Source organism: Prochlorococcus marinus str. GP2, assembly GCF_000759885.1.
In the GTDB taxonomy this organism is placed as follows: Bacteria; Cyanobacteriota; Cyanobacteriia; order PCC-6307; family Cyanobiaceae; genus Prochlorococcus_A; species Prochlorococcus_A marinus_J.
This window is the reverse complement of the sequence record NZ_JNAH01000008.1, coordinates 278,082-298,729: the sequence shown is the minus strand read 5'-3', so window position 1 is coordinate 298,729 and position 20,648 is coordinate 278,082. Positions and strand designations below refer to the sequence as shown.

19 protein-coding genes and 2 tRNA genes are annotated in these 20,648 nt (G+C 31.6%); 11 read left to right on the top strand and 10 right to left on the bottom strand.

What is annotated here, in order from left to right; all coding sequences use genetic code 11:
- Positions 1–31: 31 nt before the first annotated feature.
- The 4 genes from EU91_RS00820 to EU91_RS00835 all read left to right on the top strand — a co-directional run bounded on the left by EU91_RS00820 (position 32) and on the right by EU91_RS00835 (position 6,144).
- Positions 32–1,552: an anthranilate synthase component I family protein gene (locus EU91_RS00820; protein WP_032525090.1), complete on the top strand. Its 1,521-nt coding sequence runs from the start codon at positions 32–34 to the stop codon at positions 1,550–1,552.
- Complete coding sequence (gene gshA, locus EU91_RS00825) at positions 1,553–2,662, top strand: glutamate--cysteine ligase (RefSeq protein ID WP_032525089.1); 1,110 nt, start codon at positions 1,553–1,555, stop codon at positions 2,660–2,662.
- A 62-nt stretch (positions 2,663–2,724) separates the two neighbouring features.
- Positions 2,725–5,694 carry a phosphoenolpyruvate carboxylase gene (gene ppc, locus EU91_RS00830; protein ID WP_032525088.1) on the top strand — a complete coding sequence of 990 codons (2,970 nt, stop codon included), beginning with the start codon at positions 2,725–2,727 and terminating at the stop codon, positions 5,692–5,694.
- 3 nt (positions 5,695–5,697) lie between these two features.
- Positions 5,698–6,144 (top strand): hypothetical protein, encoded by a 447-nt coding sequence (locus tag EU91_RS00835; protein ID WP_032525087.1) that lies wholly within the window; start codon positions 5,698–5,700, stop codon positions 6,142–6,144.
- A 10-nt stretch (positions 6,145–6,154) separates the two neighbouring features.
- Here EU91_RS00835 and EU91_RS00840 read toward each other — a convergent pair.
- Positions 6,155–6,228: transfer RNA gene (locus EU91_RS00840), tRNA-Arg, on the bottom strand.
- A 56-nt stretch (positions 6,229–6,284) separates the two neighbouring features.
- On the opposite strand from EU91_RS00840, the gene recF reads away from it, so the two are divergent.
- Positions 6,285–7,397: a DNA replication/repair protein RecF gene (recF, locus tag EU91_RS00845; protein ID WP_072012908.1), complete on the top strand. Its 1,113-nt coding sequence runs from the start codon at positions 6,285–6,287 to the stop codon at positions 7,395–7,397.
- 51 nt (positions 7,398–7,448) lie between these two features.
- On the top strand, positions 7,449–7,883 hold the full coding sequence (gene speD, locus EU91_RS00850) for an adenosylmethionine decarboxylase (RefSeq protein ID WP_032525086.1): 435 nt from the start codon (positions 7,449–7,451) through the stop codon (positions 7,881–7,883).
- A 10-nt stretch (positions 7,884–7,893) separates the two neighbouring features.
- Here the strand turns inward: speD and larE are convergent, their stop codons facing one another.
- Entirely contained in the window at positions 7,894–8,718 is an 825-nt protein-coding gene (larE, locus tag EU91_RS00855; RefSeq protein WP_032525085.1) for an ATP-dependent sacrificial sulfur transferase LarE, read from the bottom strand.
- Positions 8,719–8,826: 108 nt separating this feature from the next.
- Here larE and EU91_RS00860 point away from each other — a divergent pair, with 108 nt between their 5' ends.
- The gene (locus EU91_RS00860) at positions 8,827–9,987 is read left to right on the top strand and encodes a cob(I)yrinic acid a,c-diamide adenosyltransferase (RefSeq protein WP_032525084.1); all 1,161 of its coding nucleotides are present in this window, start codon (positions 8,827–8,829) and stop codon (positions 9,985–9,987) included.
- 16 nt (positions 9,988–10,003) lie between these two features.
- Here EU91_RS00860 and moeB read toward each other — a convergent pair whose 3' ends face one another.
- Positions 10,004–11,155: a molybdopterin-synthase adenylyltransferase MoeB gene (moeB, locus tag EU91_RS00865; protein ID WP_032525083.1), complete on the bottom strand. Its 1,152-nt coding sequence runs from the start codon at positions 11,153–11,155 to the stop codon at positions 10,004–10,006.
- A 287-nt stretch (positions 11,156–11,442) separates the two neighbouring features.
- Between moeB and EU91_RS00870 the strand changes: the two genes are divergently transcribed.
- Positions 11,443–11,808 carry a CAAD domain-containing protein gene (locus tag EU91_RS00870; RefSeq protein ID WP_032525082.1) on the top strand — a complete coding sequence of 122 codons (366 nt, stop codon included), beginning with the start codon at positions 11,443–11,445 and terminating at the stop codon, positions 11,806–11,808.
- A 7-nt stretch (positions 11,809–11,815) separates the two neighbouring features.
- On the opposite strand, the gene EU91_RS00875 is transcribed toward EU91_RS00870, so the two are convergent.
- Positions 11,816–12,694: a fructosamine kinase family protein gene (locus tag EU91_RS00875; RefSeq protein WP_032525081.1), complete on the bottom strand. Its 879-nt coding sequence runs from the start codon at positions 12,692–12,694 to the stop codon at positions 11,816–11,818.
- 4 nt (positions 12,695–12,698) lie between these two features.
- Here EU91_RS00875 and crtD point away from each other — a divergent pair, with 4 nt between their 5' ends.
- A complete protein-coding gene (crtD, locus tag EU91_RS00880; RefSeq protein ID WP_032525080.1) occupies positions 12,699–14,204 on the top strand; it encodes a C-3',4' desaturase CrtD in 1,506 nt (501 codons plus the stop codon).
- On the opposite strand, the gene EU91_RS00885 is transcribed toward crtD, so the two are convergent.
- Positions 14,194–15,033, bottom strand: a complete 840-nt coding sequence (locus EU91_RS00885; protein WP_032525079.1) for a prephenate/arogenate dehydrogenase — start codon at positions 15,031–15,033, stop codon at positions 14,194–14,196. The two genes, crtD and EU91_RS00885, sit on opposite strands and share 11 nt — an antisense overlap.
- A 94-nt stretch (positions 15,034–15,127) precedes the next feature.
- On the opposite strand from EU91_RS00885, the gene EU91_RS00890 reads away from it, so the two are divergent.
- Together EU91_RS00890 and EU91_RS00895 are read left to right on the top strand one after the other, a co-directional pair.
- Positions 15,128–16,576, top strand: coding sequence for a DNA helicase (locus tag EU91_RS00890; RefSeq protein ID WP_032525078.1), 1,449 nt, complete (start codon positions 15,128–15,130; stop codon positions 16,574–16,576).
- Between the two features lie 29 nt (positions 16,577–16,605).
- Positions 16,606–16,851: a DUF2839 domain-containing protein gene (locus tag EU91_RS00895; RefSeq protein ID WP_025895071.1), complete on the top strand. Its 246-nt coding sequence runs from the start codon at positions 16,606–16,608 to the stop codon at positions 16,849–16,851.
- Between the two features lie 2 nt (positions 16,852–16,853).
- On the opposite strand, the gene recA is transcribed toward EU91_RS00895, so the two are convergent.
- The 5 genes from recA to ndhN all read right to left on the bottom strand — a co-directional run bounded on the left by recA (position 16,854) and on the right by ndhN (position 20,512).
- Complete coding sequence (gene recA, locus EU91_RS00900; protein WP_032525077.1) at positions 16,854–17,951, bottom strand: recombinase RecA; 1,098 nt, start codon at positions 17,949–17,951, stop codon at positions 16,854–16,856.
- 112 nt (positions 17,952–18,063) lie between these two features.
- Positions 18,064–18,840, bottom strand: a complete 777-nt coding sequence (locus tag EU91_RS00905; RefSeq protein ID WP_032525076.1) for an HAD family hydrolase — start codon at positions 18,838–18,840, stop codon at positions 18,064–18,066.
- Between the two features lie 16 nt (positions 18,841–18,856).
- Positions 18,857–18,928: transfer RNA gene (locus tag EU91_RS00910), tRNA-Gln, on the bottom strand.
- A 94-nt stretch (positions 18,929–19,022) separates the two neighbouring features.
- Positions 19,023–20,030 carry an LdpA C-terminal domain-containing domain gene (locus EU91_RS00915; protein WP_032525075.1) on the bottom strand — a complete coding sequence of 336 codons (1,008 nt, stop codon included), beginning with the start codon at positions 20,028–20,030 and terminating at the stop codon, positions 19,023–19,025.
- 5 nt (positions 20,031–20,035) lie between these two features.
- Positions 20,036–20,512 carry an NAD(P)H-quinone oxidoreductase subunit N gene (gene ndhN / locus EU91_RS00920; RefSeq protein ID WP_025965040.1) on the bottom strand — a complete coding sequence of 159 codons (477 nt, stop codon included), beginning with the start codon at positions 20,510–20,512 and terminating at the stop codon, positions 20,036–20,038.
- Positions 20,513–20,648 lie beyond the last annotated feature (136 nt).

Genomic DNA, 20,648 nt, shown 5'->3' with positions numbered 1-20,648 from the left:
TATAATTATAATTTGGGTTGACATTATTAATATGATCAGCTCACAAAAAGAAAGTTTTTTAAAGGCTCACAAAGAAGGTAAAAACTTTATACCTATCATTCAAACTTGGCCAGCAGATTTAGAGACTCCATTATCAACTTGGTTAAAATTATCTTCAAAAGATTCCCATGGCGTTTTTCTTGAATCTGTAGAAGGTGGCGAAAGTTTGGGTAGATGGAGTATTGTTGCTACTAGACCTCTTTGGGAAGCCGTTTGTTATGGAGAAGAAATAGTTAAAACTTGGAATAATGGAAAAACTGAAATATATAAAGGGAATCCCTTTGATCTTTTAAAAACTTGGACTAAGGAATATAAGTCATATATGGTTGATGAATTACCATCAATTGGACAGTTATATGGTTGCTGGGGATATGAATTAATTAATCGAATAGAGCCAAGCGTTTTAATAAATAAAAATGAAGGAAGCAGTATCCCAGATGGCACGTGGATGTTTTTTGATCAATTAGTTATTTTTGATCAAATTAAAAGATGTATAACCGCAGTAGTTTATGCAGATACAACTTCTTCAAAAGATGCTTGTATTGAAGAAGTTTTTCTAAACTCAATTTCTAAAATAAAGAAAACTAGAGAATTAATGAAAATTCCCTTAACAGAAAATGAGTTTTTAGAGTGGAATGAAAATGAGAATTTGAACTTAAATATTAAAAGTAATTGGAAGAAAAAAGATTTTGAGGACGCAGTTCTCTCTGCAAAAGAATACATAAGGAAAGGTGATATCTTTCAAATAGTCATAAGTCAGAGATTTCATACTCAAGTCAACCATAATCCTTTTAATTTATATAGAAGTTTAAGGATGGTTAATCCTTCTCCATATATGTCATTTTTTGATTTTGGCTCATGGTATCTGATAGGTTCCAGTCCTGAAGTTATGGTAAAAGCGGAAAAAAATACAAAAAATCAGATTATTGCAAGCTTAAGACCAATAGCTGGCACGAGACCTAGAGGTAATGATCCTCAACAAGATCTCAAATTAGAAAAGGACTTATTAAAAGATCCAAAAGAGATAGCTGAGCATGTAATGCTAATAGATCTTGGAAGAAATGATCTCGGAAGAGTTTGTGAAGTTGGTACTGTAGAGGTTAAAGACTTAATGGTTATTGAGAAATATTCACACGTTATGCATATAGTCAGTGAAGTTGAGGGGATCTTAAAAAACAATACTGACGTGTGGGATTTGCTAAAGGCATGTTTTCCAGCGGGGACAGTAACTGGGGCTCCAAAAATCAGAGCTATGCAATTGATTCAAAATTTTGAAAAGGATGCGAGAGGACCTTATGCTGGTGTTTACGGATCTATTGATATAAATGGCGCATTAAATACGGCAATTACAATAAGAACTATGATAGTTAAACCTTATGAAGATGGAAAATATGATGTTTTCGTGCAAGCAGGGGCTGGAATAGTTGCTGATTCTTCGCCTGAAAATGAATATCAAGAGACAATAAATAAAGCAAAGGGGATACTAAAAGCATTAGCCTGTTTGGATAAATAAATGAGTGTAGATAATCTTTATAAGGGTTTTGAAGTTGAACTTTTCACAGGTTCTTTAAATTCTCATATTGGAATTTCAGCGGATATTGAAAAAAATTTTTCTAATTTTGTGAAAGAGCCTGATAATAGAAATGTTGAATACATAACAACACCAGAAAAAGACTATAAGTTTTTATACGGTAAATTGCTTACTCCAAGAAAAAATTTAAGAAAATGGCTTAAAAATAAAGGTTTAACAATCATTCCTTCCTCCACTCTTTGTTTTAAACATGATATTAGATTCCAAAGATCTGATGTTGACAATATTTATCATCAGTTTATACAAGATAATTATGGAACCTCAATTGCAACTTCAAGTGTTCATATAAATATAGGAATAAACGATTTAGATAGGCTTTTTGCAGCTATTAGACTAATAAGGTCTGAGGCTGCTTTGTATCTATCCATAAGTGCCAGCTCACCTTTTTTAAATAATAAAATTACTGAAAACCATTCTCAGAGATGGATTCAGTTTCCTAAAACACCTAATAAAATTCCTTTTTTTTCAAGTCATAAGAGCTATGTCACTTGGATCGAGGAAAATATAGCTAATAAAAATATGCAAAATATCAGGCATTTTTGGTCTTCAATCCGACCCAATGGTCCAGATAGGCCTTTAATTCTTGATCGTTTGGAATTAAGAATTTGTGATTTTGTTCATGATATTAATTTGTTATTGGCGATAACAGCCATGTTGGAAATAAGGATTTTACATCTTTTTGAAAATATAAATACTTTAGATCCTTTGACTTCTAGTATTTTTTCAATTGATGAATTATCGGGAATATGCGATCAGAACGAAATTTCGGCTGCTAAAAATAGTCTTAATTCAGATTTAATTCACTGGCAAGACGGCAAAAAAATTAATTGTAGAGAATGGATTCAAAACTTGTTATCAGAATTATCATTAACCGCAGAAAAACTTAATATGAAACATCTTTTGAAGCCTATTTACTTAGTGCTTGAAGAAGGTAATCAATCCATGAAATGGATAAATCAATATGAGAAAGGCCTTTCTATTGAGCAAATAATGAAAATTTCCATCGATGATATGATCAAGAATGAAGAGTAGAGTGTTTGATTATTTAAACAAATATTTGATAAGAACATTTTCACTTATGACATAATGATTATATGGAATCTTTTAAACAGATTGAAAATAATAACGTGGATCTGATAAGTAACAATGATCCACTTGATAAAAATCGTCTTTTGATAGAGGATTTATGGGAATCTGTTTTAAGAGAAGAATGTCCTGAAGATCAAGCAGAGAGATTGATACAGCTTAAAGAACTAAGTTACTCAAAACAAATTGATAGTGATAGCTCAAAAACTTTTAAGAATGAAATAGTTGATATTGTAAATTCTATGGATTTGGCTGAATCTATTGCAGCAGCGAGGGCTTTTTCATTATATTTTCAACTAGTCAATATCTTGGAACAAAGAGTTGAGGAAGATAGATATATTCAAAGCTTTACGAATAAGAATGTTCAAAAATCTCCTGATAATCTTGATCCTTTCGCTCCAGCATTGGCAAGGCAAAATGCTCCAGTAACTTTTAGGGAATTATTTTATAGACTTAGAAAATTAAATGTACCTCCAGGAAAATTAGAGGCGTTATTACAGGAAATGGATATTCGCTTAGTTTTCACTGCACATCCCACTGAGATAGTAAGACATACGATTAGACATAAGCAAACCAGAGTTGCAAATTTGTTAAAAAAAATACAGGTAGAGCAATTTTTAACTAAAGAAGAAAAAAACTCCCTGAAAACCCAACTAAAAGAAGAAGTAAGACTTTGGTGGAGAACAGATGAATTACATCAATTTAAACCTTCAGTTTTAGACGAAGTAGATTATGCCTTACATTATTTTCAGCAAGTTTTATTTAATGCAATGCCTCAATTGAGAGGTAGAATCGCTGAGGCATTAACAGAAAACTATCCAGATGTTCAGATGCCTTCTGAATCTTTTTGTAACTTTGGTTCTTGGGTTGGCTCAGATAGGGATGGCAATCCATCAGTTACTCCTGAAATAACATGGCGAACTGCGTGTTATCAAAGGCAGTTGATGTTGGAAAGATATATTAATGCAACATCTAATCTTAGAGATCAATTAAGCGTCTCAATGCAATGGAGTCAAGTAAGTTCTTCTTTATTAGAGTCATTAGAAACAGATAGGGTTAAGTTCCCAGAAATCTATGAAGCTCGTGCGACAAGATATAGATCAGAACCGTATAGATTGAAATTAAGTTATATTTTAGAGAAATTAAGGTTAACACAAGAAAGGAACAATTTATTAGCGAATAGTGGATGGAAATTTGATTTAGAGGGAGAAATGGATAATAAAAATATAGATAAAGTTGAAAATTTATATTATAAATCAGTAAACGAATTTACATATGATCTCGAATTAATTAAAAATAGCCTGATTAGTACAGATTTAACTTGTGAAGCAGTTGATACATTACTCACTCAGGTACATATTTTTGGATTTTCTTTAGCAAGTTTAGATATTCGTCAAGAAAGTACAAGACATAGTGACGCCATTCAAGAGCTGACAAATTATCTTGATTTATCTGTCCCATATGACCAAATGTCTGAAGAAGAGAAAATTAAATGGCTTGTTGACGAACTCAATACAAAAAGGCCTTTAATTCCCTCTGACTTCAGCTGGACAAAAACTACGGAAGAAACTTTTTCAGTTTTTAAAATGGTTAAGAGATTGCAGCAAGAATTTGGAAGTCGTATTTGTCACTCTTATGTAATTTCAATGAGTCATAGTGCTTCTGATTTACTTGAAGTTCTCTTGCTTGCAAAAGAAATGGGAATTCTTGATCAAAATTCGCAAAACTCAAAATTATTAGTCGTGCCTCTTTTTGAAACTGTTGAAGACCTCAAAAGAGCACCAGAAGTGATGGAAAAGTTATTTAAATTAGATTTTTATAGATCATTATTGCCGAAAGTAGGAGAATCTTTTAAACCTTTGCAAGAATTAATGCTTGGATATTCTGATAGTAATAAAGATTCAGGATTTGTTTCTAGTAATTGGGAAATTCATAGAGCCCAAATTGCTCTTCAAAATCTTGCAAGTAGAAATGATATATTGCTAAGGCTTTTTCATGGAAGAGGCGGATCTGTAGGAAGAGGTGGAGGACCAGCCTATCAAGCAATATTAGCTCAACCGAGCGGTACTCTAAAAGGGCGAATAAAAATAACAGAACAAGGCGAAGTTTTAGCTTCTAAATATAGTCTACCTGAATTGGCTTTGTACAATCTTGAAACTGTTACTACTGCTGTTATTCAAAATAGTTTGGTAAATAATAGACTTGATGCTACTCCAGAATGGAATCAAATAATGTCTAGACTGGCAGAAACATCAAGGTCCCACTACAGAAAATTAGTACATGAAAATCCTGATTTGTTAAATTTCTTTCAAGAGGTAACGCCAATCGAAGAAATAAGTAAATTACAAATATCTAGCAGGCCTGCACGAAGAAAAAAAGGTGCAAAAGATTTGTCAAGTTTAAGAGCTATTCCATGGGTATTTGGATGGACACAGAGTAGATTTCTTTTGCCAAGTTGGTTCGGAGTAGGAACTGCATTATCATCTGAATTAAATTCAGATCCACAACAAATTGAATTATTTAGAGTTCTGCATCAAAGATGGCCATTTTTTAGAATGCTAATATCTAAGGTAGAGATGACATTATCTAAGGTGGATTTGGAAGTTGCTAGATACTACGTTGATACTCTTGGCAGTAAAGAAAATAAAGATTCTTTTGATGTTATTTTTGGAGTAATCTCTAAAGAATATAATCTTACAAAATCTTTAATACTTCAAATAACTGGAAAAAATAAGCTCCTCGAATCAGATAAAGATTTAAAGTCATCAGTAAGCTTAAGAAATAAGACAATTATCCCTTTGGGATTTTTGCAAGTTTCTCTATTAAGAAGACTTAGAGATCAAACAAGACAACCTCCAGTAAGCGAGTGTTTCATTGATAAAGAAGAATCTAGAAGAGCTTATAGTAGAAGTGAACTATTAAGAGGTGCACTTTTAACTATCAATGGGATAGCAGCAGGAATGAGAAATACTGGTTGAAAATTGCAATATTTTTCTAAAAAAAAACTAGTTCTTCCTGAAGGTTACTTTGTTAACTCTTCTCAAATCCCATTAGCCAAAGAAGTTAACAAACTTTTAGCTAATTGTGGTTGTGAGAATTTTCCTATAAAGTCTCTTTCAGAGGCCATACAGAAAAGTAATTTTTTTTTCACCATACAAAATGAATTTAAAAACAAATTATATGGCTTTGTACGTGTTACATCTGATAAGGGTTTGAATGCTAACTTATGGAATTTAAGTGCAGCAACTGGTAAAAATCAGCAACTTTATTATTCAGTCTTGCTCCAATTAACTCTTGAGAAAATAAATAGAGAAATGCCTGGATGTAGTATTTCTGTTCAGGCACCAGTATCTTCATTTAAAAGTTTAAAAGAAAATGGATTTATAATAGATCCAAATGGAATAAGAGTTATGGGTTATAAACTTTAAAGACATTTGACGAGCATGGAGGGATTCGAACCCCCGACTTTCAGAACCGGAATCTGATGCTCTATCCAACTGAGCTACATGCCCTTTAATTTTTCAATTTCTTTAAAGAAAATCTAAATATTTTAAATTTAGCTAATTTAATGAATGAATGCACAAAAAACATTTTTTTAAATAAATTAAAAATTAAAAATTTTCGAAACCATAAAAGTTTCGAAATTGATCTTAAAGAGCAAAGAGCAATTGTTCTTGGATGTAATGGCATTGGCAAGACAAATTTACTAGAGTCTATTGAGTTTTTAAGTCAATTAAAATCTGATAGAGCATTAAGTGATAAAGATTTAATAGAAAATGATTGTGATATGGCTGTAGTAACAGGACAAATAGATTTTAAAGATGATTTAAAGTTGAATTTGTTCCGAAAAGGCCCTAAAAGAATTTATGTCAATGAATCAATTTTGAAAAAGCAGAGTGAAATAAAGAATTATATTCGGAGCGTATGTTTTTGTTCTAATGACATAGATATTGTTAGAAGTGAACCTAGTTATAGAAGAACATGGATCGATAAAGTTGTATCTCAGCTTGAACCAGTCTATTTAGACTTGATAAGTAGATTTAATAGGCTTCTAAAACAAAGAAGTCATTTCTGGCGTTCAGAAAGATTTCTGAATGAACAATATTCAGATATTGTTGACAGTTTTGATATCCAGATGTCAATTATAAGTACAAGGATTTATAGGCGTAGGAGAAGGGCTTTATTGAAGATAAAACCATATGTAGAATACTGGCATAATCACTTAAGTAAATCTAAAGAGCAAGTAAGCATAAATTATCTTTCTGGAATACAAAATATAAGTCCAGAAGAAGAAGAAGAAGAAGTAATTAGTAAGAAAATAGTAGAACAACTATTTAATCAGCGTTCAATGGAGGCATTGACTGGTAAATGTAATTTTGGCCCTCATCGTGATGAAATTGACTTTCTAATTAATAATATTTCGGTTAGAAAATATGGTTCATCTGGTCAGCAAAGAACTTTTATCTTGGCTTTAAAGATGGCTGAATTAGATTTATTAACTAAAACTTTAAATGTTTCTCCAATACTTATATTGGATGATGTCTTGGCAGAACTAGATTTAACTAGGCAAAATTTGTTGCTAAATTCTGTTGGCAAAAATAGTCAATGTTTTATTAGCGCGACACATCTTGATAAATTTAATCATTCTTTTTTAGGCTCTTCACAAATGATTCACTTATAATTCTAAAGGGCATGTTTTTTAGCTAGTCTTGTTTTCATATAAATTTCTTTAATGAAAGTCCACAAAAAACAACAAATTTTAAATTCTTTCAGTGATGACCAAAAGTTAATTCATCAAAGTAAACATCTTTTGCTAGAACTTTATAGATGTGATTATGAAAAATTAAATGATGAATCCTTTTTGAGATGCACCTTAAACAGGGCTGCCAAATTGGCGAAAGCAACAGTTTTAAATTTGATAAGTAATAAATTTGAACCTCAGGGAGTTACAGCAATTGCATTACTTGCTGAATCCCATATTTCAATACATACTTGGCCTGAATCTAAATATTCTGCGGTTGATATCTTTACATGTGGTCAAAATATGATGCCAGAACTTGCCAGTCAATATTTAATTGAAGCTATGAACGCTGAAGAACATACCTTGCGTGTTATTCACCGCAATCCACCTGCAGTAGTGCATAAACAAATTAGAACGGCTGTTTAATTTGCAATATTTATCTATTTAATTTTCCGCTGATTAGTCCTTCAAGGTCTAAACTAGTGCAATTAAATCCTAAACTAGAAAAATATTTAACTAATTCATCAAAATTATATTTGTTAAAAAAATTCTTTAATTCTTTTTTGGGAATTTCTATTCTTGCAGTTAAGCCCTGACATCTAACCCTAACATTCATTAAACCACCTTTTTTTAGATATTCCTCTGCTTTTTCAACCATTTTTAGCCTCTCACTAGTTATTTCATGACCATAAGGAAATCTTGATGACAAACAAGGTTGAGCAGGTTTATCCCACCAAGGAAAACCTAAGGCTCTTGATATGTCCCTAATATCTCGTTTTGAAAATTTAAATTTTGCAAGAGGAGAAACAACACCTGCTTTTTTTGCTGCTTCTATTCCTGGCCTGTAATCTTTAAGATCATCTAGATTAACTCCATCTAAAACAATCTTGTAATTAAGTTTTTTAGACAAATAGGTGGTATGTTTGTGAAGCTCTTTTTTACATGCAAAACACCTATCCTGAGGATTTGAACTATAACTTGATTGCTCTAATTCTGATGTATTAATTTCTAAATGCTTGACTCCAATCCATTTGGCTTGACTTCTTGCTTCTTCACGAAGTGTATTTGCTAATGCAGGAGAAACACCAGTAATTGCAATGGCTTTGTTGCCTAATTGCTCGAATGCTAATGATGCTACTAAAGTACTGTCAACTCCTCCTGAATATGCAATGCATGCACTATTAAGATTCTTAATATATCTTCTAATTGTAAAAAGTTTTTCAGTTTGTTCATCAGATAGAATTTCAAGTTGATTGAACATGCTGATTACTTTATGATTCAAATTACCTATGAATAGGTTGAATTTATTATTAAATTTTTAATAATATTCTTAACTATATCTTAGATTAAATTTATTCACCTTGTTCAATTGACGAATACAAGTAGAAATAGAGGAATTGGGATCGTTACGGCAAGTGACAGTCAAGAGAGATCGAAAGGTCAACTACATATTTATGATGGGGAAGGTAAGGGTAAAAGTCAGGCCGCTTTGGGAGTTGTGCTCCGAACAATTGGTTTAGGTATATGCGAAAAAAGACAGTCAAGAGTTCTCCTTCTCAGATTTCTAAAAGGTCCTGAGAGGTCATATGATGAGGATTCTGCTATAGAGGCTTTACAAAGAGGATTCCCACACTTAATTGATCATGTAAGGACAGGAAGATCGGAATTCTTTACGGTTGACCAGGTAACAAAGTTTGATATTGGCGAGGCTGAGAGAGGATGGAATATTGCTAAAGGGGCAATTGCAAGTTCTCTTTATTCTGTAGTTGTTTTAGATGAGTTGAATCCAGTACTTGATTTAGGAATGCTTGATATAAAGGAAGTAGTTCATACTCTTCAAAATCGTCCAGATGGCTTGGAAATAATCATTACTGGAAGAGCAGCCCCTGTCTCTTTGGTAAGAATATCTCAGCTCCATTCAGAAATGAGACCACGTTCAAAAAGAGATACATCACAACTAAAAGAAAAAAGAGGATTCAATGGTGGAATTGAGATTTATACAGGTGAAGGGAAAGGTAAATCTACAAGTGCACTGGGTAAGGCTCTTCAAGCTATTGGTAAAGGAATATCTCAAGATAAAAGTCATAGAGTTTTAATCTTACAGTGGTTAAAAGGAGGAAATGGTTATACAGAAGATGCTGCCATAGAAGCTTTGAGAGAAAGTTATCCGCATTTGGTAGATCATTTACGATCTGGCAGAGATGCGATTGTTTGGAGAGGCCAGCAACAACCCATTGATTATGTTGAGGCTGAAAGAGCATGGGAAATTGCTAAGGCTGCCATTTTAAGTGGTTTGTATAAAACAATAATTTTAGATGAACTGAATCCAACTGTTGATTTGGAGCTGCTACCTGTAGAATCAATACATCAAACACTCTTAAAAAAACCAACAGAAACAGAAGTTGTCATTACCGGGAGATGTAAAAATGAACCTTCATACTTTGAACTAGCTGATGTTTACTCTGAAATGGTCTGTCATAAGCATTACGCAAATGTTGGAGTTGATTTGAAAAGAGGTGTGGATTACTAAAATATTCTTATAAAAATTAATTGGAAAATATTTTTTTTACTTTTTCAATGCCACCCTCAATAGATTTTGATTGAATTTTAAATTTAGACAAAATTTTTGAAGCTTTTTCGGAACGTTTGCCTGTTTGACATATGGTGAAAACCTCTTTCATTAGACTCATTTTTTGAATAAATTTTAAGTCTGATTCTTGTTTCAAATTACTTAGAGGAATAGAAACAGAACCTTCTATTGAAGAATTAGAAAATTCTTTATTTTCCCTAACATCAATTAGAAGTATTCTATTAGGTTTTGATTTGTATAAGCTATTAAATTCAATAGCATTAATACTTTCTATTTCAATATTTTTCTCAGTACAACCATCGTCATAATAAAAATCTTCAAACTCAGAAAGATTTTTGATTTTCTTATTAACCGGGTCACTTTTTAGATGTAATTTTTTCATATTTATATCCAATAAATTAAAAACTAAAATTTTTCCATTTAAAGTTTCACCTTTTTTTAAAATGATTTTTATGATTTCGTTCACCTGAAGAATACCTATTAAACCTGTTGAAACACCCATAACTCCATATTCTGCACAACTAGGGATAGCATTTTGTACAGGAGATTCTGGCAGAAGGTCTCTCAAATTAGGACTATTTTCATATAAATTGAAAACACTTACTTGGCCTTCAAAGCCTTGAACGCTACCAAAGACTAGAGGTTTATTTAATATCAGGCACGCATCATTTATTAAATATCTAGTGCCAAAGTTATCTGAACAGTCACAAACTATATCAAATTCTTTAATTATTTCTATGACATTTTTTGAGGTAATTCTTTTGTTAAAAGTAATTACTTCAATATTAGGATTAAGTCTTTTAATTCTTTTTTTAGCAGAATCAATTTTCAAATTACCAATTGTATTGGTTTCATGAATTATTTGTCTTTGAAGATTAGACTTTTCTACAAAATCATTATCAGCTATTCCAATTTTTCCAATACCTGCGGCAGCTAGATAAATTAATACTGAGGATCCAAGTCCCCCTGCTCCTATGCATATTACTGAGCTGTTTTTGAGCTTTAATTGACCTTCGTTTCCTATTTCTTTGAGTGTTAAATGCTTTTGATATCTTTCTTGTTCTTCTGTAGTTAAGAAATTAAATTTGATATTTTTTGAGAATTTCATTTTAATTTCGTAAAATAATATCTATGAATTTATGATAATTAAAATACAATGTTTAATCTTTTTTAAAATTCCTATTTGTTTGATTTATTAATGTTTTTTGTCAAAACAAGCCAATTAATGGTAATTATTCATAAATGAAATTCTTTTAAAAATATTCAAGATTCATTTATATCCGTACATCTAAAAAAATACAAAATGTGTCGGTTCGGAATTACACATAACAAAAAGGTAGCGGATAGAAGATTTTTCCGTTATTGTCTGATCATTATATTTAGATTACTGATTTCATGAGTGAAAACACACCAGAGTCAAATCAAGACTCCGGCTCCGCTACAAGCTCAGAAACTAAAAGCTTTTCAGAGAAGTATTCTGATGTGATGGGAAAAGTCAACGAAACACTTGGAAATGTTGATTGGACCCAGATGGGTAAATATGGCAAAGCGGCAGGAATCATTGCTGTTGTTGTAATTGCACAAATAATTATAAAAGTTGTTATTGACACAATTAATTTTTTCCCAATACTGCCTGGTCTTCTTGAACTTCTTGGAGTCATAGTTGTTGGCCAATGGAGTTGGCAGAATCTTCGTACTAGCGAGAATCGTGAGGCTGTTTTAGATAAGGTACAAAATCTTAAGAAGACATATTTAGGGTAGTTAAAGATTACATATTAAGAATTGCTTTTATGTAATCTTCAACTTGCTTTAAATACCCTCCTCCAAACATATTGGCGTGATTCAATATGTGATAAAAATTATAAATAATAATTCTTTTTTCAAATCCGTTTTTTATAGGAAAAATCCTATGGTATTCTTCATAAAATTCTTTTCTAAAACCTCCAAATAGTTTTGTCATAGCTATATCTACTTCATTATCTGCCCACCAAGATGCAGGATCAAATATAACCCCCTTTCCATTTATGTCCATTCCTGCATTGCCTGACCATAAATCACCATGAACTAGAGCATTTATTGGTTTGTGATTCAGCAATTCTGATTTAATTTTTTCTTTAACTTTATTTATAATTTCTTTATCTAAAATTCTCGATTTAAGACTTAATAATTGAGGTATTATCCTTAAGGTTAAAAAACAATCTATCCAATTATCTGCCAAGCCTTTTTTCTGATCTGTTGTTCCGATAAAACCCTCAACTGGAAACCCAAACATTTTGGGGTTAGATTCAGCTGATTTCAAGTGCAATTCACCTAAACCTTTTCCAAGCTTTTTTTGGTCAAAGTTATGCATATCTATCCATTCAATTAAAAGAATCTCTATATTTTTTATATTTTTATATGCAATAACTTCAGGAATAACTAAGTTTTCTTGGTTAATATATTTTCTCAAATTTTGTAGACAATATTTTTCAAATTCAAGAAATTTTTTGTTTCTAGTGTTTCTTTTAAGGAATAACTTTTTGTTTGAGAATTCTATTCGCCATGCATTATGAATATCGCCACCATGAACTTGTTCAATACTTTTTGGATAGGTTTCACCTAATTCTTCACAAATTTCGTTAATTTCAATAGGAGATAATTTTTGCATTTTAATGAAAAAGTCTGAAGTTATTGTTGTAGGCGCCGGTATAGCAGGACTAACTTCTGCAGCGATTTTATCAAAACAAGGCTTAGCAGTGACTTTAATCGAATCTCATACTCAAGCCGGAGGATGTGCTGGTACTTTTAAAAGAAAGAATTATACTTTCGATGTTGGCGCAACTCAGGTTGCTGGTTTAGAGAAGGGAGGAATACATTCTAGAATTTTTGATTTTTTAGATATTCCATCCCCAGAAGCCACAATTTTAGACCCTGCTTGTATTGTTGATTTAAATGATGGTGGTAATCCTATACCTATTTGGTATGAAAAAAGTAAATGGATTGCTGAACGAGAAATGCAGTTTCCTGGGAGTCAAAGATTTTGGAAGCTTTGTACCCTAATACATGAAAGTAATTGGATATTTGCTAATAATAATCCTGTATTACCAATAAGTAATTTTTGGGATTTTTCTCAACTTCTCAAAGCACTAGTACCTTCAAACCTTGTCACGGGTATCTTACTTAAATCTACTATTTTTGATCTATTGCGGATATGTGGATTATCCAAGAATGAGCGCTTGATTAAATTCTTAAATCTTCAACTAAAACTTTATTCTCAAGAGGACGTTTATAGTACTGCAGCATTATATGGATCTACTGTTCTTCAGATGTGTCAACAGCCACATGGACTGTGGCATCTTAAAAAATCTATGCAGTCTTTAAGTGAATCATTAGAAAGTTCATTAATTAAAACTGGAGTTAATTTAATTTTTGGACAAGAAGTTAATTCTATAACTTTTGACGACGTAAATATGTGTTGGCAACTATCTGCTAATTCGAAAAAAAAATCATTTATTTATCAAGCAAAAGATGTGATTTATACCGCACCTCCACAATCTTTGCTCAAGCATTTGAAAGATCCTTTAGAAAGAAAAAAAAATTATAAAAATCGACTTAATAATTTGCCTGATCCAAGTGGAGCTGTAGTTTTTTATTCAGCATTAAAAAAGGAACATATTAAAAAAACATTCTCCAATCATTATCAATTTGTTTCAAAAGAATTTTGTTCGTTATTTGTATCAATTAGTGATGATGGTGATGGAAGAGCGCCAAAAGGTGAGGTTACTTTAATTGCCAGTATCTTTACCAAAACTAAAGATTGGTTTGATCTAGATAAACAAACTTACTTAAAGAAAAAAAATAGTTTCATGAAAAAAATATCCCTTGAATTGGAAAGTCAATTTGATATTGATCCTGAAAAATGGCTTCATAGAGAATTAGCAACTCCATTGGGCTTTGAAAAATGGACAAAAAGACCTAATGGAATAGTAGGCGGGCTTGGTCAAAATCCAGATATTTTTGGTTTATTTGGATTATCAAGTAGGACACCTTTTGAAGGTTTTTGGTTATGTGGAGATTCTATTTATCCAGGAGAGGGGACTGCAGGTGTTAGTCAGTCTGCATTAATGGTTTCAAGGCAAATTTTAGCTTCCAAAGGTATAGAAAATTTTAGTTTATAAAATTTTGTCTGTTTTCTTTTGCTTCAGCAAGTTTTTTAGAAAGTAAATCCCAATTTTTTTCTTTAATAAGAGATTCCAGTATATTCAGCTTATTTTTAAAATTATTTATGGAATTTAAAATATTAATCTGATTATTAATAGCTAAATCTAGGCCTAGTTGTTCATTGCCTCCGCCAACTCTCGAAGTGTCAGCAAATCCTGTAGCAGCTAATTTTTGCGAGAGATCTAATAAAGATTGATTATTTTTTGTTTGTGCAGTTTCTATGAGGGCAGAAGCTAAAAATATAGGCAAATGAGAAATTAGAGATACTGCTTCATCATGCTCTTTTGGCGAAGCTTGGCAAATTTCACAATCCATTGATTTTATGAGCTCGGAAATAGTTCTGACTGAATTTAAATCACTATTTTGTGTCGGGGTAATAATCCATTTTGCATTTTTAAAAAGACCTTCAAAACCTGAATCAACTCCTTTTTTTTCTGTACCTGCCATTGGATGAGATCCAATAAATAGAGGATGTGAATTTTCCCATGTATTTACAATTGGTTCTTTTACAGACCCTACATCAGTTAGTATTGTTTCTTGAGGAATTGATGCTACTAATTGTTGCGAAGGACTGATCAAATCTTTGATAGGCAATGCCAAAATTATTAGCTCACATTTTTTTAATAAGCTCAGATCACAGCTAACAAAATTTGCAAGTTTTTTATCCTTAGCTTTTTTTTCATTAAATTCATTATTTGCTATTCCATAAATTGTATGATTTAGACTTTGGAGTTTTAATCCTAAAGAACCACCAATTAATCCTAATCCTACTATTCCAATTTTCATAAATTAATTAATTCAAGACCCTCTTTTATTGATACCAATTTTTTGTATATTAGGTTCATAAATTTTGCATGTTTTGAAATTAAATTAATTATAAATGCTTGAAATTTTAAGTCATCAATATTTGAAAAATTTTTTGAGAGATCAAAGTATTAATTGGGAGCATATATATTCTTTTGGGAGGATAGTTTCCAAATGTATTGAAAATGATTCTACCTATCTAATTAATTCAGAAATTTTCTCTAGCTATGATTGGTTACCTCCAATTTTGATTTCTTTATTTTTAAAGGAGGAGGATTCAACTTTTATTTTATCTAAAGAAAAAATCCAATTTATAAGCCAATTTCATATTGATTCATTGAAAAATCTAGGTTTTAATTTTATTTTGAAAAATGATCAATTTATTTTTGCAAATCATAATGTTAAATTGATAACTATCCAAAATTTTCTTAATGATCCCAATTCTTGTAATCTTAGAAATCATCGAATAGTGTATTCAGGAATTGAGGATATAAAACAGGATTTAAAAAATCATTTTAGGATTTCTTTACTTAAAAAGGATTGGACAAAAAATTTTAAAGAATTTGAATTGATCAATCAAAAATTTATAAAAGTATATGATTCGTTGAAGAAAAAGTTCTTCTTGAGAAAGGTCTTAGGTAATAGTTATATCAATTTAGATGAAAAAGAAATTAGTTTCTTGTCAAACTTTTTTCAAGAAAATTCTTTTTTTTCTGATAAATTTTTAAGCGTCAACAAAGCATTATCTCAAGGTTGGGCATGCTGGGTAAAGTTAAACGATACAAATTTAGATTGGAATTTGTATTTACAGCCAATAGATGAACTTTTTCAAATTAAGGAATTTTTTTCAAATAATAAATTTGTTTTTTTATCAGCATTGAGAAAAGATAATTTTTTCCAAATGTATTTTAAAAAGCATAGTTTAGATATTGACTTGGTTATTAATTTTAAGAGTAATTTTGAAGAGAAAAAGATTTCTTTATATATACCCTCTAAACAGTTGCTTCCTAATAATCCTCTTTTTATCAATTCAATCTTGGACAAATGCAAAAAGTTAATACTTTTTAGAAAGGGTTTAACTTTAGTGTTGTCTGATGATATTGATTTAAAAACTAATCTTGCTACAGAATTAGCTTCTACTTACGGGAAGAGAGTATTGCTAGAGACAATTCCCTCAGGTAGAAATGAAATCCTTTGCTCTAGTTTTGACTGGTGGATTATGAATTCTTATTTAATTCAAAATCCAGAACAAATTATCATTCCTTTACTTCCGATTCCGAATATGTCAGAACCCATTAATGCAATTACTGTCTCTCATAAAAAGAAGCTTTCTCAAGATTGGTTTAGAGACTGCTTTCTTCCTCAAGCTAGAATTAAACTTGAAAGATCTATTTCTCCTTTAAGAAGAAATTCAGGTAAGTTAATAATCTTAGATGGAAGAGCAAACAAAAGAAACTGGGGAAGATTACTTTTGCAAAACATTCAACCCTCAAAACAAATTAACTATATGCTACCTTTTGATTAGGTTATGATTTTGTAAATAACTAAAGAAATATGGGAGAAGCAAAAAGACGTAAAACACTTGGTTTACCTCCAAAAAAAAATAATACAAAAACTAAAATTGATGAGTCTCCAAGATTATTTGAATGGCTTCCCTTTACAATCAATCAAAGAGATAACCTAATTAAATTAAGTATTAAGGCTAGTTGGTTTGGAATCGGAGGGTTAGTCATCTTATGGATTGTAGTGAGATTTATAGGACCTGCTGCTGGGTGGTGGACTTTAGCTGATTCTTTATAAATCTAAGCTACTGTTTTTATATCATTAACAGCGATTGTGTTAGCAGGATTGCTATTTAATGCTTTCATTGAATTAGAACTGACTTCAGTTCCTTCTGTTAATTTCTCTTTAACCATAGATTCTACTTTATTCCTAATTTCTAAGTTTTGATCAAGCCAAATAATTGTATTATCTCTTCCTTGTCCAATATTTTCTCCTTCATAACTATACCAAGCACCTCTCCTTATGATGATATTAGTCTCTTCTGCTAAATCTAATAAGCATCCTGTTGTACTAATACCTTTCCCAAAGAGAATATCAAATTCTGCAATTCTAAATGGTGGTGCAACTTTGTTTTTTGCTACTTTCACTTTTGCTCTTATGCCATATTCCTCAGTACCTCTTTTAAGAGTTTGAATTCTTCTGATATCAAGTCTTACTGAGGCGTAAAATTTTAATGCATTACCTCCAGTTGTTGTTTCTGGATTACCGTATGTAACGCCAATTTTTAGGCGTAATTGATTCAGGAATATTACCGTACATCCAGATTTGCCAATATTTCCTGTTATTTTCCTCATTGCTTGGCTCATTAGCCTTGCTTGGCTTCCAATTACGTGATCTCCCATCTCTCCTTCTATCTCGGCTCTTGGGGTTAGTGCTGCGACCGAGTCAACAACTACAAGATCTACCGCACTCGATCTTATAAGTTGGTCAACTATTTCTAGAGCCATTTCACCAGTATCTGGCTGTGAAACTAATAAATTTTCAACATCAACACCTAAAGAGGCCGCATAAACTGGATCGAGTGCATGCTCAGCATCTACAAATGCAGCTACTCCTCCATTTTTTTGGACTTCCGCAATCGCGTGAAGCGTTAATGTAGTTTTTCCTGAACTTTCTGGTCCGTAAACTTCTACTACTCTTCCTTTTGGATAGCCTCCTCCTAATGCTAAATCTAAGGTGAGCGCTCCAGTAGATATTGTTTCTACTTTCATTCTTGAGGCGTCACCAAGTCTCATTATTGAACCTCGTCCAAAATTTCTTTCTATTTGACCTAAGACAAGACTTAATGCCTTGTCTTTTTCTTTTGATTCAGTTTTTTTGTTTTCTTCAAGGCTCATTGTTTGATTTATTGGTTAAAGTTCTTGTAATTATTCTAAATTTGGAAATTTTTATTTAAACCAAACTTCATAAATACAAACTATAGTACATCTGTACTCTAGCTGATTATCTTTAAATTGCAACTAATTCTCCAAGGTTTCCTAATTTTAATAATTTGATTTCATTACTTAATTTATTTTTATCTGATTCTTTCAAATATCCCCAATCAGCTAGGAAGCATGGAATGTGAGAAGTTTCTGAATTTTGTTTAATATCGATTAGAGTTTTTTTTCTATCTTCTATAAAGCCTAAAATTTCATAAGTTTGTGTAAGTTTTTCAGCTATTTTGATTTTTGTTCCAGATTCATAACCAAAAACAAATTCTGGAAATATATTTAATTTTTTGAGAATTTTTTCTGCAAATTTTTGACCCTTCGTTGTTATGATTCCTTTTTTTATTTCTCTTTTCTTTAATTCTTCCATAAAATTTAAAACTTCAAAGAATGGTTTATGTAAATTTACCCACTGTTCAAAATTTTTTTCAATTTGGTATTCGCGAGACTTATCTAATATTTTCTGCAGATCTTCGGCAAGCCAACAATTATCTTTTAATATCCTCTGGCAATTTTGATGATAATTATTAATGAAATCATCTTTATTATCACTTTTTAATGGATTTTCTGTTTTTATAATTTCGTGGACAATTAGAATCATTTCCCAACCATATTTAACCCAAGGCCTAATTTCTTTGAAGGAATTTGGTACTCCTTTATAAAATTTTTGATCAATAGTGATGTTGGGTGAATTTAAATATCTTTCACAGGCCAGCAAGGAGCTATGCCAATATTCTTGCATTCCATCAACTATTACTCCATCAAAATCAAATAGAAAAATTTTTTGAGAAGACACCAATTGAATATTAGAACTGGGCCGCTAGGATTCGAACCTAGGAATGTCGAGACCAAAACCCGATGCCTTACCACTTGGCGACGGCCCATTGAATTTTTATTTTAATACATGAAAAGATTTTTTTCTATCCAAAAAATACAAAGTTTTTATAAACATGGCGCTAGTTTTGAAAAATAAAAATATTATTTGAATGAGCTCGATTTCCATGGCTCTAGAAATTTCTTAGCTTTTTTGATTGCTAAAGCCATTGTTTCAGGATACTCATAAAGTTTTTTGTTATTTTTGTGAGCCAATTCAATAAGGGGCTGCATAATTTTTCTTGCAGCACTTCCAAATGCTATTCCGTCTGGGAGATTGTTTGAATTCAAAAATTCATGAGTTTTTTCATTTGTTCCTCCTGCTAGTTGAATTAATCCAGGTGGAAGATTTGAACCGATTTTTTCAAATAACTTTACAGTATCTCTACTTGTTGAAGGAGCAAGATCTCCAGACATTGGCCTTCCATCTAGCTGCCAAATAAGAGGAATATCAAGTTTTTTAATAATTTCATATCTTTCCCAAAGAGCTTTCAAAAGATCTTCGGGCTCTTGTGATTTTTTGAAAGATTGATTTAATCCACAACTGATAGATAACTTGTCTAATTTTATTTCAGAACTTTCTAAGATACGGACAACTTTTGCAAAAGACTCTAGGCGATTGATTTCTGTATGAATTTCTACTGCATTAGGCTTTATTCTCTGAAGTGTTGATCCTAAATCATCTTTTGACAAATTATATTCATATTCACTAATTAGATTTAGGGGACAGCTATTCAAACATCTTCCACATCCATAACATTTACTCTTTTTGATCCCAGAATTATCAATTGCAAATGTGGGGCATGCTTTTTCGCACGGTCTTGGACAATTAGGGGGACATTTCAATGGATCAAATTTTGCTTTACGAAAGTGGATATCATTTCCATCACTAATGCTTATCATTAATCCAGGGGAGTTTTCAAAGACTTTTTTTGCCCACTCGATTCCTTTTTTTGCTGCGTGGACTATAGATTCTTCTGCAGCAACATCTATGTAGTCGACACCAGCAGCAGTATAAATTGCACATAAATCTTCTATGGCAACAATATCTTCATTGCTTGCACCACAAATTAACTTAATCCATTTATCTTTTGTATTCTTAGTTGTAATCAAACAATTTAACTTTCAAATTCATCTAAAATGTAATTACTTAACGGTTTCCATTCAAGTTTTCTTGAACCACCCATTTCAATAACTATAGTTAGCTTATTATCGTTAGTACAAATCTCTATTAAGCTTTCTAATTCAGATTGAGACAATACTTGACCTTCTAATAACCAAAGTAATTTATTTTTATCATTTTCATTAAATAACTCAGAAGCTTGTGGGATAACTTGTTGAACTTCCCCGAGTGCTCCATTTCTTCCAACGCTTTGATGACCAAGGTGCGGTGGTCTAACGCCATGCAATTTGAGCAAGAAGACTTCTGGATCTCCAAGCCCTCTTGCTGAGGTTATAAAAGTTTTAAAGCCCTTGGCCCTCATTCTCCTCAAAAGACGAGTTTCATAACCACCTTCAAGAGGAGCAAAGATTGCAAGACATTTGTTAGTTTTTAAATCGTTATGAAACTTTTTCCCAGTAAGCAGTAATGGCATAAAAATTTCCTTTATTTCTATTTTATTTTATTTTATGGTACTTGATGATGTACAATTGTAACTCAGTGAATTTTTAAGCTCGCAAGCTAGCCGAGCCTCTGTAAAATTTCACATTTTTAGCGTTTCGTTAAAAACA